Below are 13,528 nucleotides of genomic sequence, written 5' to 3' on the forward strand. Positions count from 1 at the left end.
GTTTCGGGCGTTGCATTTCCGCAGGTTTCGACGCCGACGGGTCGCCGGGAATACGATGTGCGTCACAGGAGTACGTCGAAAACCCGCCTGACGTGGCGTCCGGTCTCCTTCCTGCGCGAGACCCGTAACCGAACCGTTATAGTCGGCGGCATGACTTCAGTTCTCGGTGTATCCGTCGGCGCCAGCGCGGTGCGCTTCGCGTGCCACGACGCCGTGAGCCTCGAAACCCCGACCTTCCAATCGCGGTCGGTGACCGCAACACTCGAACGGCCGGCGGAGCTCGCCGCCGAATCCATCGGGACGGTGCTCGCCGAGCGGGACGAGACCGACGAGGTGGAGGCCATCGGCGTCGCGTACCAGGACGATGAGCAGGCCGGTGCCATGCAGGCTGCGATGGCCCGACTGCAGATCGGCAACTTCCAACTGGTCCCCGAAGTCACGGCCGCGCTGCAGATGCTGGAGATGTCCGGGGAACTCGGCGACCACTCGACGCTCGTGTTCTACGACCTCGGCAGTTCGGGTCTCACCGTCACCGTCCTCGACCGCGACACCGGCATGGTGCTCAGCAGAGCGCGCTCGGATCAGATCAGCGGCGACCTCGTCGACCGGCTGATCTGCGACAACCAACTCGAACTGCACCGCTTCGCGCATCCCGCCGACGCTGCGGCCGCCTTCGCGCTCGCCGCGCGGTGCCGCGACGCGAAAGAGCAGCTGTCCACGAACGGCGCGGTGTGCATGCCGGGCGAGGGCGGTCTGCTGCTCCTGTCGCAGGACAGCTTCGATTCGCTCATCGTGGGCCCCGTCGAGACCTCGGCGCGCCTCACCCGCGAGGTCATCCGCCGCTCGGGACGCGCCCCCGACGCCGCGGTGCTGATCGGCGGCGGCGCGCACATTCCGTTGGTCGCGTCGGTGATGGAGTCCTGGCTCGATCTTCCCGTGATCGTCCCCGCGCAGCCCGAATTGGTGGCGGCGGAAGGTGCGGCCCTGCTGGCGCTCCCGACGTTCGACGAGTTCGTGGCACCCCTGCCCCAGCCGGTGCCCGAGCACGAACCCGAGCTGGAGCACGAACCCGAACCGGAAGTGGAACCCGAGACGCAGGCCCTGTGGCACCCGTCTTCGCACTCGTACCCGGACGAGGCGATCGCACCGGCCCGGAGGCGTCGCGGCCTCGTCCTCGCAGGCGTTGCCGTGGTCGCCGCGGTCGGTCTCGGACTCGGCTTCGGCACCGACCTTCTGCAGGGTTCGGAGGAGGACGCTCAGCCGGCCGTCACACAGGCGACGACGGAGGCGCCCGCCGCGCAACAGGCCGCACCGCCGCAGCCCACGACGACCGCGGAAGTGCCCCCGCCGGTGGAGGCGGCTCCGTCGGCCGTCGACGAGCAGCCCGTGATCCCGCCACAGACCGAGGTGCGCACCACGTACCAGCCGCAGGCACGGACCCAGAGTCCGACGCAGGCGCCGGTCGCCCCCGAAACGCAGAGTGTCGCGCCGACCGACACGTCGGCTCCGCCGACGACGGAACCCGCTCCGCTGATCCCGGGTCTGCCGCAGTTCCAGATGCCGACGATTCCGCCGCCCGCTCCGCTGGAATTGCCGCGGATCCCCGGGCTCTGAGTGGAAACAACGACAGCGGACGCAGCGAGGCCCTGACACGCCTGTCGTGACCAAACCGTTATAGTCTTCCCATGGTTTCAGTTCTCGGTGTATCCGTCGGTGCCAGCGCGGTGCGCGTGGCGTACCCGGACGACGAGGGGGCCGTATTCCGGTCATTTCCCGTGGATTCGGCCCACACCCAACCGGAATTGCTGGTTGCCGACTCCATCGAAACGGTGATGGCCGAGCGCTCCGCCGCCGACGACGTGCAGGTCTTCGGTGTTGCGTATCGGGACGAGGCGCAGGCGGCTGCCGTGGAGGCCGCGATCGACTGCCATCTGGTCCCGGAAGTGACTGCGGCGCTCTGGATGCTCGAGGCGTCGGGACAGCTGGGCGACCATTCGACGCTCGTGTTCTACGACCTCGGCAGCTCCGGCCTCACCGTCACCGTGGTCGACCGGTTCACCGGCGCGGTGCTCTCGTCGGCGCGTACCGGCGAGATCAGCGGCGACGGCATCGACCGCTTGATCCGCGACCACCAGCTCGAGCAGGAACGCATTGCCCGCCCGGTCGACGAGGCCGCGGAGTGGGCGCTCACCGAACGCTGCCGGCGGGCGAAGGAGGAACTGTCGACCAACACCGCGGTCTGCGTGCCCGGCGACGGCGGTCTGCTGCTGCTCTCGCAGGACAATCTCGATTCGCTCATCGTCCGCCCGGTCGAGGCGTCGGCGCGCCTGGCCCGCGAGGTGATCGAATCGTCCGGGCGTGGTGCCGACGCGGTGGTTCTGATCGGGGGCGGCGCGCATATCCCGCTGGTCGCGTCCCTGATGGAATCGTGGCTCGCGCTCCCGGTGATCGTGCCGGTGCAGCCCGAACTGGTGGCCGCGGAAGGCGCTGCGCTGCTGGCACAGGACCGCGCGGACTCTTCGGGCCGCGGCGGCGCCGAGAGGTTCGCCAAACCGGTGATCCGCGGTGGTGCGCTGGCCGGCGGTGCGCTGGCCGTCGTCGCCGTGATCGGTCTGGGTCTCGGCTTCGGTAGCCAGAGCTCCGACGGTGACGCACGTCCGGTCGCCACGCAGCCGAGCGCCGAGGAGACCTCACCGTCGCCCGCGCCGTCACCGGCGGCGCCACCGCCGGCCGCGGTGTCGATTCCGGAGCCGGCCCAGCAGGAGGCGAGCGTGCCGGAACCCGCGCCCGCACCGGCCCCCGCGCCGCGGCCCCTCATTCCCGGTCTGCCGCAGATTCAGCTGCCGACCCTCCCGCCGCCCCCGCCGCTTCCTCCGCTGCCCCGGATTCCCGGCCTCTAGCGGATCGGAGCGGGTTCTACCGGCGCAGCATGTCCCGGACGTGGCCGGTCTCGTTGACCGACGCCACCCGTCGCTCACCGCTGCGGGAGACGAGCACCCGTGTCACGGACACGTATTCGATCGGGAACACGAGGGGCCGGTCGAGGCCGAGAAGCTCCTGCAGGAACACGTTGATGACGCCGCCGTGGGCGAACACCGCGACGGTGTCTTCGTGACCGGACTCCTCGACGATGCGGCCGAGGGATTCGAACACCCTGGTGCGGAACGCGTCGGCGTCGACGGACTTCGGGAACTCGCCTGCCCGGATGCGGGCGTAGGCCTCCGGCGCGCGTGCCTCCGCCTCGTGGAACGGGATGTAGTGGTCGAGGTCGTAGTCGTATTCCGCGAGCCCGACGTACTCGGTGACGGGAAGGTTGAGCGCCTCGGCGACCGGCGCCGCCGTCTCGAGTGCGCGGCGTTGCGGGCTGCTCACGATCCGGGCGATGCGGTACGGGGCCAGCGCGGCGGGCAGCCGCTTGGCCTGCGCGTGACCTTCCTCGGTCAGCGCGGGGTCCGCGCGCCCGCCGGACGTGGTGACGAGCTCGGGCAGCGCGTGGCGGATCAATAGCAGTTGCACGCCGCTCAGCTTGCCAGCTCCCGTACCATCGCCGCGATCTGGCCGGGCTGATCGATCATCGCGTGGTGGTGCGCGGGCCGCACGACGCGGAACGCGGCGCCCAGGAATTGCGCGAACTGCCTCTGCGTGCGGATCCACGCCGACCCCCAGGGCGTCCGGCGGCCGGTGTGGGCGGCGGCCACGACGACGGGCGCCGTGATCGTCGTGGTCTCGCGCAGTGCGGCCAGTTCCTGGGCCAGCGCCGGGTACGACGCGTTCTCGACGATCGAGGATTCGAGGTAGGCGGGCTCGCGGTAGATCCGCTCGACCCACTGGCGGGTGTCCGGGGCGAACCCGTCGGGCGGTGTCGAATGGTTCAGGATCCGGCGAACTGTGGGGCCGAGGAGTTTCTGCAGTCCCACCGCGCTGGCCGCCCGAGCCACCCGCCTGCCTGCCGTGACGCGCCACCGCGTCGGGATCACGCGGTGCGGACGGGTGGTGACGGTGGCGTCCAGCAGGATCACGCCGCCGGTTCGCTCGGGATACAGCCGCGCGAACGCCTCGACGTAGATGCCGCCGAGCGAGTGGCCGACGAGCACGGCCGGGGTGGTCACCCGAAGCGCGTCGAGGACGCCGGCGATTCTGTCGGCCTCGCCACGAGCGGACGGCCGATCACCGGAGGGGGGACTGAGTCCGTATCCGGGTCGATCGATCCGTACGACGAGGCAGGTCCCGGACAGCAGTGTCACTACCTCGTCCCAGTCGAACCAGTTCCCGCCGAGGCCGCCGTAGAGGACGACGGGTGGGCCGTCGCCGTCGACGACCACATGCACTCCCACCACCATTTCCCCAGGACGTTTCACGTGGAACCATCCCTTTCCGGGGTGACGTGAATCACGCTGAGCGCCACGAAGATCAGCCAGCCGCAGAACGCGAGCAACTGGACGCGCTGGCCGAGTCCGAGCCAGGCGTCCTGTTGGCCGCGCAACCCGGCGGCCGTCAGCGTCCACACCGTGCCCCCGACGAACACCGTCGCCACGGCCACGCCGGTAATTTTCAACCACGTCGGCCAGCGGTAGCGGAACGCGGCCAACAGGAACGCGAGGCACGACACCACGGCTCCCGTCGACGCGGACGCGCTGGTCATGGCGTGCAGATCGTGGGTGAGCGGCAGGTGTCCACCGGCCTCACGCGCGGCGCAGACGGGGTCGTTGGTGGCCGCGCAACTCATCGGCAGGCGCGAATCGGCGACGGTCGCGAATGCGAACACGATCAGCGCGATCCACCCGACCGCCGTCACCCAGCCCTGCGAGTACCGCGACAGTCCGAGGACCCCGGCCACGGCGACGATGCATCCGGTCAGCAGGTCGCCGGTGCGGAACCAGAATCCGTACGGCTGGTCCGCGGCCGCGAGTTCGCTCGCGAACCCCCGCAGCGGATCGATGCCGGTGTCGAGGACGAATTCGAGCAGCCACGACGCGTAGCCGACAGCGCCGAGGATCAGCAGAGCCGCGACGGCAACCCGGCCACGGGCGGTCATTGCCTCGGCTTGGCCAGGGGGAACGCGAGGGTTTCGCGGATGCTTCCGCCGGTGATGAGCATGACCACCCGGTCGACGCCCATGCCGAGCCCACCGGTCGGCGGCATGGCGTGCTCGAGGGCCTGCAGGAAGTCCTCGTCGAGTTCCATCGCCTCCTCGTCGCCGCCGGCCGCGAGCATCGACTGCTCGGTGAGCCGGTTCCGCTGATCCACCGGGTCGGTGAGTTCGCTGTACGCGGTGCCGAGTTCGATGCCCCATGCGACGAGGTCCCATTTGGCCGCGACTCCCGGGATCGTGGGATGCGGCCGCGTCAGTGGCGACATCGACGTGGGGAAGTTGGTGTAGAACGTGGGGAACTCGGTGTAGTCCTCCACCAGGTGCTCGTACATTTCCTGCGCCACGGCGCCGGCGTCCCACGCCGACTGGTACGGGATCTCGTGTTCGTCGCACAGTCGCTGCAGTTCCGCGAGCGGCGTCTCGGGGGAGACGTCGACGCCGAGTTTCTCGGCGACGGCCTGGTGCATCGTCTTGACGGGCCATTCGCCGGAGATGTCGACCTCCACCAGCGCGCCGTCGGGTCCCGGCCGCATGATGATCTCGCGCCCGTACGCCGCGACCGCCGCCGTCTGGATGAGCTCCCGGCACAGGACCATCATCTTCTCGTAGTCGCTGTGCGCCTCGTACGCCTCGAGGATCGTGAATTCCGGGTTGTGCTTGAAATCGACGCCCTCGTTGCGGAAGACGCGGCCGATCTCGAACACCTTCTCCATGCCCGCGACGCACAGCCGTTTGAGATACAGCTCCGGCGCGATCCGCAGATACAGGTCCAGGTTGTAGGCGTTGATGTGGGTGAGGAACGGGGCCGCGTTGGCTCCGCCGTGCACCTGCTGCAGGATCGGGGTCTCCACCTCGAGGAAGCCGCGGCCGCCGAGCGAATCGCGCAGCGACTTCACGACGGCGCTGCGGGCCTCGAGCAGGCGGCGGGCGTCGGAGTTGATGGCGAGGTCGACGTACCGCTGCCGCACCCGGGTCTCCGGGTCGGACAGGCCCTTCCACTTGTCGGGCAGGGGGTGCAGGCACTTGCCGGTCATGCGCCACTCGTTCGCGAGCAGCGACAGCGCTCCGCGGCGGCTGTATCCGATGACGCCGGCGACCTCGACGAGGTCACCGAGGTCGAATTCGGCGGCGAACGCCCGGATGCGGTCGGTACCCACCCGGGCCTCGTCGACGAGGATCTGGATGTCGCCGGACCAGTCCCGGACCACGGCGAACACGACGCCGCCGTAGTCGCGGATCCGGAGCAGGCGGCCCGCGATGCGGACCGTCGTTCCCTCCGGCGACTCCACGGCCTCGGTCACCGTGTGGGAGGGCGGATACGCGACCGGGTACGGGTCGATGCCCTGTTCCGCGAGGCCGGCCAACTTGTCGAGCCGGACGCGGACCTGCTCGGGACGTTTCGGTCCGGTCGCCGTCGGCGCGAGGCCCTCGCCGGGTGCGCTGCCGTCGGAGTGGAGTCCCTCGGCGGCGACGAGTGCGGCGGGAACCGCGGCGTGGTGGCCGGTGTGCGCGATGGCGTCGTGGGTTCCGGACCGGCCGAACCGGGGCAGCGTCACGAATCCTTCCGCGACGGCCGAGGCGAATCCGACCCGCAGCAATTGCCGGTTGTCCTCGAAGCAGAGGAACCGCGGCACCCACTCCGGCTGGTACTTCACGTTGGACCGGTAGAGCGCCTCGAGCTGCCACCAGCGGGAGAAGAACACGAGGATCGAGCGCCAGATCCGCAGAATGGGTCCGGCCCCGATGCGGGAACCTTCCTCGAAGACCGAGCGGAACACCGCGAAGTTCAGCGACACCCTGGTGATGCCGAATTGGTCGGAGGTGGTGGCCAGTTCGGACACCATCAGCTCGACCACGCCGTTGGGGGAGGTCGGCTTGCGGCGCATCAGGTCGAGGGAGACGCCCGTGGGCCCCCACGGAACCAGCGACAGGATGCCGTCGATTTCGCCGTCCTCGGCGATGGCCTCCACGAGCAGGCAGTCGCCGTCGAGGCGGTCACCGAGCCGGCCGAGAGCCATCGAGAAGCCGCGCTCGGTCTCGGTGTCGCGCCACGCGTCCGCGAGCCGGATGGCCTCGGCCATCTCCTCGGGGGGAACGTCGCGGTGCCTGCGGATCCGGACGGTGACGCCCTGGCGGCGGACCCGGGTGACGGCCTGGCGGACCTGCCGCATGTCGCGTCCGCTGAGGTTGAACTCGCGGGTGCGGAGGATCGCTTCGTCGCCGAGTTGGAGGACGGTGAGACCGGCCTTGTTGTAGGCGGTGGCCCCGGTTTCGCTGGCGCCCATCACGGCGGTGGCCCAACCGTATTGGGACGCGAGCGCCTGCCACGCCTCGATCGCGTGCGGCCACGCCTCCGGGTCGCCGATCGGATCGCCACTGGCCAGGCACACGCCCAGTTCGACACGGTACGTGATGGCCGCTTTCCCGCTGGGGGCGAACACGACGGCCTTGTCGCGGCGGGTGGCGAAGTAGCCGAGGGAGTCGTCGGCGCCGTACTGCAACAGCAGTCCGCGCAGCGCCGATTCGTCGTTGCCGGTGAGCGCGTTGTGGGAGCGCTGGGCCCGGAACAGGGTGATGACGGCGGCCAGCAGGGCGATCGCGCCGAACAGGCCGAGGAGGGTGTTGACGAATCCGTGTGGTCGACCGCTGAACTGTTCGTTGTCGGCGGCGGCGAGCGCGGTCACGCGGTTGAGCGCCCACAGGAAACGCTCGCCCTGCGGCAGCGTGCCGGGGAACAATTCGACGAGTCCCCACCCGACGAGGGTGCCGATGGCGAGACCGACGATGAGCACACCCAGCGCTTTCCAGCCTGCGCCGCGCCGGACCCGGGTGTAGAACTCGGGCCGGGCCGCGATCAGGATTCCGATCAGCACCACCTGGACCACGGCGGCGACCATCGCGTTCACGTTCCGGTCGGTGATGCTCACGATCACGTTGGTGATCAGGATCAGAGTCAGATAGATCGTCAGCAGCCACCAGGCGATGCGCTTGCGGCTCGCCAGCGCCGCAGCGAGCAGCGCGACCACCAGCGCCCACGACAGGCTGGTGTCGGGAGCGTCGAAGTAGTAGGTGTCGATGTACTCCCGCGGCACGTGCACGTAGTAGCGCAGTACCGGCGAGATGCTCCACAGGAATACGAGCACCGAGAAGACGCCCAGGATCAGTCCCGCGATGTGGGGAACCTGGTGCAGGCGCCCGTTCTTCGAGCCGAGTGCGGGTCGGGGCCGTGGTGCGGTGAGGTCGGCCTCGGACGCGTGGTGTGTCTCGGTGCTAGCTGACATCGAGCGTTTCCTTCCCGGCAAGAGATACGTACCGATCACGGGAGACAGATGTTCCAGTGTTCAGTGTGAGCCGTTGGGCCGCGATTTGGGTGAAGAGGGAAGATAGAGGCATGTCCGACATTCACGACGCCGTGCAGATCCGCGACGAATCCATCCGTCTCGGCCAATTCCTGAAGCTCGCCAACCTCATCGAGTCGGGGGCCGAGGCGAAGGAAGTGATCGCCGACGGACTCGTGTCGGTGAACGGTGAGGTCGAGGTGCGGCGGGGTCGGCAGTTGCGGGACGGGGACGTCGTGGAGATCGGTGGGATGGCGGCTCGGGTGAGTTCTCAGTCCTGACGGCCCGCGTCGCGAACCGCTGCAGGAACCGTGCCTCGGCGACGGAACCCGACGCGAGACAGGCACATTCGAGCGCGTCGGGGCCGGTCCGGCACGCCTCGCGGAGGGTCGGTCCCGATGGAGACCGACTCCGCCGCTCGGGTCCCGGCGGGATCAGCGGACGACGACGCCGTCCTGATCGCTGTACACGGTCTCGCCGGGGTTGAACGTCACGCCGCCGATCTCGATCGGGACGTTCTTCTCACCGGAGCCGGTCTGGGTGCTCTTGCGGGGGTTGGTGCCGAGTGCCTTGACGCCGATGTCCAGGGTCTTCAGGATCGCCGAGTCGCGGACCGCGCCGTTGACGATCACGCCGGCCCAGCCGTTGTCGACGCCGCGGCCGGCGATGATGTCGCCGACCAGGGCGGTGTGGATGCTGGCGTCGCCGTCGACCACGAGGACGCCGCCGTTGCCGGGCTCGCTGAGGGTCTGCTTGACCAGCAGGTTGTCCTGGAAGCATTTGATGGTGGTGATGGGGCCGGAGAACACTTCACGGCCGCCGAACTGGATGAACTGCGTGTCGCAGCTCCGGATGTCGGGTCCGATCTCGTCTGCCAGGTCAGCGGTTGCCACGGGTTCAGTCATACGCGCCAGGATAGAGGGCCGGCGCTGGGAGAATTCGGGCCATGACCATCGCAGTGACAGGAGCCACCGGGTCCATCGGCGGCAAGGTGCTCGAGCGGCTCGGCGGCGGCGCCGGTGTGCGGCTGATCGGGCGGAGCGCGCAGCGGCTGGGGCCACTGGCCGAGCATTTCGACTCCGGGTTCGCCGTGGCCACATACGCGGACGGTCCGGCGATGACGGCCGCGCTGGACGGCGTCCGGTTGCTGTTCCTCGTCTCGGGTCACGAGAGCGCGACCCGGCGCGAAGAGCACCGCACCGCCGTGGACGCGGCCCGTGCCGCCGGGGTGGAGCGGATCGTCTACCTGTCGTTTCTGGGTGCGGCGCCCGAGTGCACGTTCACGTTCGGCCGCGACCACTACTTCACGGAGCAGCACATCCGGGAGAGCGGCCTGAAGTTCACGTTCATGCAGGACGGCTGGTATCAGTCGATGATTCCGCTGATGGCCGACGATCAGGGAGTCATCCGGGGACCGGCCGGGGACGGCCGGGTGAGCGCGGTGGCGCCCGACGACGTCGCCGACGCCGTGACGGCCGTCCTCACCACCGGGAACGGCGACCACGACGGCGTCACCTACCGACTGACGGGACCGGACGCGTTCACCCTCACCGAGGCCGCGGAGACGATCACGAGGGTGACCGGACGTTCGGTGCGTTTCGAGAACGAGACCCTGGACGAGGCGTACGCGTCGCGGGCCCACTACGGGGCGCCGGAATTCGAGGTCGCAGGGTGGGTGACCTCGTACGCAGCGATCGCGGCCGGCGAGTTGGCGGTGGTGACGGGCGACGTCGAGGCGCTCACCGGGCGCCCGCCGCAGAGCTTCGCCGACTACCTTTACAGCTACACTTGACCCGTCCTGGCATAGCGAGCGGTAGATAGGTCTTTGATGGTCAGCTCATCCAAGGGTGCGACGCCGCCCGTCGAGGTCGGCAACGCGGCAGACTGGCGCCGCCTCGAACCCACGAAGTTGACGCCGATCCTCAGCGCCTCCCTCGACGCGTTCTACGAACACGGCTTCCACGGCACGTCGGTGCGCGACATCGCCCGCCGAGTCGGTGTCACGGTACCCGCTCTCTATTACCACCACGAGAACAAGGAGGCTGTTCTCCTCGCGCTTCTCGAGCTGTCCACCAGCGACGTCCTCGAGCGGGCCCACGCCGCGAGCGCCGACGGCGGCGACGATCCGGTGCAGCGGCTCGCCAATGTGATCGAGGCGATCGTGCTGCGGATGACCATGCGGTCCCGGCTGGCGGCGCTCGAGAGCGAGGTCCGGTACCTGAGCCCGGAGAATCGGCAGCGGTACCGCACGGTCCGCAAGGGTGTGGAGGAACTGGTCCTCGAGATCGTCAAGGAAGGCAAGAAGCGGGAGCTGTTCGACGTTGCGGATGCCGCGGAGACGACGCGGGCGCTTCTCGGTATGTGCCAGTCGATTCCGCGCTGGTATCACGCCGAGGGCAAGCTGACCCCGGACGCCGTGGCCCGCAAGTATGTCGAGATCGCCATGAAGACGGTCGGCTCCACCGAGCTTCCCGTCAAGCCGAAGAAGAGGCGCACCGCCGACGTCTGACCGGCGATGCGCCCCGGGGCCGTCAGCTCCCCAGTCCCAGCCCGGATCCGACGGCGTCGAACTGCGCCGTCGTCTCGGTCGGCTCGCCGTTCGGTGGGGCGAACGTGAAGACGGCGGTGTAGCGGCCGGCCTCGTGGGTCCGGATCGCGGCGGTCCCGGCGCCCAGGGTCAGGGGGATCGACCGCGCGGTCACGTCGCCGGAGGGGTCGGTGAGTTCCAGCTCGACCGGGGTGGTGCCGTCCGTGCCGGTCGGGGTGGGGGTGACCAGCGCGCCGAGCGTCACCAGATTGTTGGCGCGGACGGTGCCGATCGGCGGAATGACGGTGATCTGGTAGGTGGTGGCGGCGGTTGCCGTGGGGGCCAGAGCGAGTGAGGCCGCTCCTGCCAGTGCGGCAATGGTCAGGGTCCCTCGCGAGAAGTTCACAAAATCCCTTCCTGTCGACGGTCGCTACGCGCAGCCACGTTACGGCAGAACCGGGAGTTACCCATCCCCATTCGCCGTGTGTCCGAGAATAGTTCGAACACACGGCTTTACGTCGATCAGGCGTCCAAAGCGGTTCGGGATGAGGTGTTTTCCGGCGCGACCGTACCGTTGGTGTGCTGCACGGGGCAGGTTCGGGGGAAGGTGCCCAGTTTCTCCACTTCGTACCCGTTCGGGTAGCTGCGAATGTTGGGCAGGTCGCGGGCGAACTTGGGCACGGTGCGCACGGGATAGAACCGGACGAGCCGGGCGCGGGCCTTCAGCGCACCCCGGGACAGCGTCCGCGCGAGGCGGGACGGCCGACGGTAGGCGAACGCGTCGAGAAGCGGATCGTCCATCAGGGCCCAGGAGAACCGTTTGATCAGGGCGGCGGGTGCGAGATTGTTCGGCGGGAACGTGCAGAGGAGGTCGAGTGTGGAGTCGGCGACGGCGCGGCCGCCCGAGTCGAAGAGGAAGTGTTCCCGCTCGTAGTCGTCCAGGAACTTCTCGAACGCCTCGAAGGTCTCGGGAATCTCCTTGATGCCCATGTACTTGCCGAGGGCACGGTAGTAATTGGTGGTACCGACGATCTCGTTGCGGGTGAGCTTCCGCCAGCCGAAGTCCTCGATCCAGCGCTCCGGGATCACCACGAACGTCGACAGGACGTACCGCATGTCGTCGTTGGAGATGTCGTAGGAGCCGTGCATCTGGTTCATCCGTCGGATGCCGGCGCGGCCGGGGTCGCTGGTGAGGCCGTTTTCGAGGACCGCGTCGAGGATCAGGCCGGTGTCGTCGTAGCGTTTCTGCACGCGTTCGGTGAATTCGCCGGTCTCGAACAGCAGCCTGCCGATGGTGGGTACCGCGTATGTCCGGAACAGCGCGAAGCTGAGGGCTTGGTTGATGTCCCAGGGAAATTCCTGCGTTGCGAGAATCCGGGCGATCTCTTCGTACTGCGTCTCGGGGTCGAGGCGGTCGGTCCGGCGACGTAGGTCGAAGCGTTTCATGAGTTTCACTTCCTGCAGCGGCTGTGACAGATGGCCAGGCAATTTAGCGATCGTTCAGATGGCTCGACTGTATCCCCTGTCACAGTGCGACGCCAGAGTGGCATTATGCAAACACATGGCACGAAATTCGCCCCAGACCGACCGCATCGTGATGCTGACGGAACTCCTCGCCGACGAGCCGGAGACGCCCCGGAGCCTCGCCGACATCGCCCGGCACCTCGGCGTCGCGAAGGCCACCTGCTATCCGATGGTCGTCGCCTTGACGGAGGCCGGCTGGCTGATCCGGCACCCCACCCGCAAGACCTACCGTCTCGGTCCCGCGCTGATCCCGGTCGGGCGGGCCGCGGAGACGGCGACGGACGTCGTCGACCTCGCGCGGTCGGTGATGCACGAACTGGCCGACGCGTCCGACATGGCGTCCATCGCGTTCGTGCAATCGGGAAGCGACGTGGTGGTGGCGGAGGTGGTGCAACCGGTCGGCGGGCGCCGGGGAACCCTCGGGTTGCGCCTCGGCGACAAGGTGCTGCTGGTGCCGCCGATCGGTTCGGGGATCGCGGCCTGGTATCCGCAGGAGCAGTGCGACGAGTGGTATGCCCTCGGCGGGCAGAGCCTGGGTGTCGACGTGGACGTGCTGCGCGCGACGTACGAGCCGGCTCTCGCGCTCGTTCGAGAGCGCGGATACGCGATGGAATGCATGCAGCAGCAACAGCATTCGCTGGCAGATGCAGTGTCGGAACTCCGCGGTCGCGGAGTGGGAGGGCACCGCTCGACCGTCGCGCTGCGGGAGGCGCGCAAACTGCTGTCGGCGGATGCGGTGGTCGGTGACATCGACCCGGAGGGCAGCTACCAGCCGCTGTCGATCAACGCGGCGGCGTTCGACCGCGACGGTGAACCTGCGGTCGTGCTGTGCGTCGCCGATGCGTCCCGGCCGATGTCGGGGGTACGCACGGCGGAAATCGGTGAACTGGTCCGCGACGCCGCGGCCCGGGTGACGACCGCCATGCACGGCCGCCACCCGTGAGTACTTGTTAACCGCGGGCGGTTAACAAGTACTCACAAGCTACTTGAGCTCGGCGAGGACGGTGCCCTGGGTGATGGCGGAGCCGGGTTCGACGGCGAGGCCGG

The 13,528-nt window shown here is 68.8% G+C and carries 13 protein-coding genes; 6 read left to right on the forward strand and 7 right to left on the reverse strand.

Going from position 1 to position 13,528, the window contains the following annotated elements; translation table 11 throughout:
• The first annotated feature begins 150 nt into the window (after positions 1-150).
• Together P3H15_RS39090 and P3H15_RS39095 are read left to right on the forward strand one after the other, a co-directional pair.
• Positions 151-1,614 carry an Hsp70 family protein gene (locus P3H15_RS39090; RefSeq protein ID WP_276142159.1) on the forward strand — a complete coding sequence of 488 codons (1,464 nt, stop codon included), beginning with the start codon at positions 151-153 and terminating at the stop codon, positions 1,612-1,614.
• A gap of 71 nt (positions 1,615-1,685) precedes the next feature.
• Complete coding sequence (locus P3H15_RS39095; RefSeq protein ID WP_276142160.1) at positions 1,686-2,900, forward strand: Hsp70 family protein; 1,215 nt, start codon at positions 1,686-1,688, stop codon at positions 2,898-2,900.
• 16 nt (positions 2,901-2,916) lie between these two features.
• Here P3H15_RS39095 and P3H15_RS39100 read toward each other — a convergent pair whose 3' ends face one another.
• Genes P3H15_RS39100 through lysX form a run of 4 tightly spaced genes read right to left on the reverse strand, consistent with a single transcriptional unit; the run spans position 2,917 to position 8,373 of the window.
• Positions 2,917-3,516, reverse strand: a complete 600-nt coding sequence (locus tag P3H15_RS39100) for a histidine phosphatase family protein (RefSeq protein WP_095865482.1) — start codon at positions 3,514-3,516, stop codon at positions 2,917-2,919.
• Between the two features lie 5 nt (positions 3,517-3,521).
• The gene (locus tag P3H15_RS39105) at positions 3,522-4,340 is read right to left on the reverse strand and encodes an alpha/beta fold hydrolase (RefSeq protein WP_276142174.1); all 819 of its coding nucleotides are present in this window, start codon (positions 4,338-4,340) and stop codon (positions 3,522-3,524) included.
• A 14-nt stretch (positions 4,341-4,354) separates the two neighbouring features.
• A complete protein-coding gene (locus tag P3H15_RS39110; RefSeq protein ID WP_072942827.1) occupies positions 4,355-5,035 on the reverse strand; it encodes a DUF998 domain-containing protein in 681 nt (226 codons plus the stop codon).
• Positions 5,032-8,373 carry a bifunctional lysylphosphatidylglycerol synthetase/lysine--tRNA ligase LysX gene (gene lysX / locus P3H15_RS39115; protein ID WP_276142161.1) on the reverse strand — a complete coding sequence of 1,114 codons (3,342 nt, stop codon included), beginning with the start codon at positions 8,371-8,373 and terminating at the stop codon, positions 5,032-5,034. The genes P3H15_RS39110 and lysX overlap by 4 nt, the downstream gene beginning before the upstream one ends.
• A 110-nt stretch (positions 8,374-8,483) precedes the next feature.
• Here lysX and P3H15_RS39120 point away from each other — a divergent pair, with 110 nt between their 5' ends.
• Positions 8,484-8,711, forward strand: coding sequence for an RNA-binding S4 domain-containing protein (locus P3H15_RS39120; RefSeq protein WP_276142162.1), 228 nt, complete (start codon positions 8,484-8,486; stop codon positions 8,709-8,711).
• 153 nt (positions 8,712-8,864) lie between these two features.
• Here the strand turns inward: P3H15_RS39120 and rraA are convergent, their stop codons facing one another.
• A complete protein-coding gene (rraA, locus tag P3H15_RS39125) occupies positions 8,865-9,335 on the reverse strand; it encodes a ribonuclease E activity regulator RraA (protein WP_276142163.1) in 471 nt (156 codons plus the stop codon).
• 41 nt (positions 9,336-9,376) lie between these two features.
• Between rraA and P3H15_RS39130 the strand changes: the two genes are divergently transcribed.
• Positions 9,377-10,222 (forward strand): SDR family oxidoreductase, encoded by an 846-nt coding sequence (locus tag P3H15_RS39130; protein WP_276142165.1) that lies wholly within the window; start codon positions 9,377-9,379, stop codon positions 10,220-10,222.
• A gap of 36 nt (positions 10,223-10,258) precedes the next feature.
• The gene (locus P3H15_RS39135; RefSeq protein WP_276142166.1) at positions 10,259-10,939 is read left to right on the forward strand and encodes a TetR/AcrR family transcriptional regulator; all 681 of its coding nucleotides are present in this window, start codon (positions 10,259-10,261) and stop codon (positions 10,937-10,939) included.
• 22 nt (positions 10,940-10,961) lie between these two features.
• Here P3H15_RS39135 and P3H15_RS39140 read toward each other — a convergent pair whose 3' ends face one another.
• Complete coding sequence (locus P3H15_RS39140; protein ID WP_276142167.1) at positions 10,962-11,363, reverse strand: hypothetical protein; 402 nt, start codon at positions 11,361-11,363, stop codon at positions 10,962-10,964.
• A gap of 116 nt (positions 11,364-11,479) precedes the next feature.
• The gene (locus P3H15_RS39145; RefSeq protein WP_276142168.1) at positions 11,480-12,403 is read right to left on the reverse strand and encodes an oxygenase MpaB family protein; all 924 of its coding nucleotides are present in this window, start codon (positions 12,401-12,403) and stop codon (positions 11,480-11,482) included.
• Between the two features lie 115 nt (positions 12,404-12,518).
• Here P3H15_RS39145 and P3H15_RS39150 point away from each other — a divergent pair, with 115 nt between their 5' ends.
• The gene (locus tag P3H15_RS39150; RefSeq protein ID WP_276142169.1) at positions 12,519-13,424 is read left to right on the forward strand and encodes an IclR family transcriptional regulator; all 906 of its coding nucleotides are present in this window, start codon (positions 12,519-12,521) and stop codon (positions 13,422-13,424) included.
• The last annotated feature ends 104 nt before the right edge of the window (positions 13,425-13,528 follow it).

Origin of the sequence: Rhodococcus sp. T2V, assembly GCF_029269925.1 — a bacterium.
GTDB lineage: Bacteria > Actinomycetota > Actinomycetes > Mycobacteriales > Mycobacteriaceae > Rhodococcus_F > Rhodococcus_F koreensis.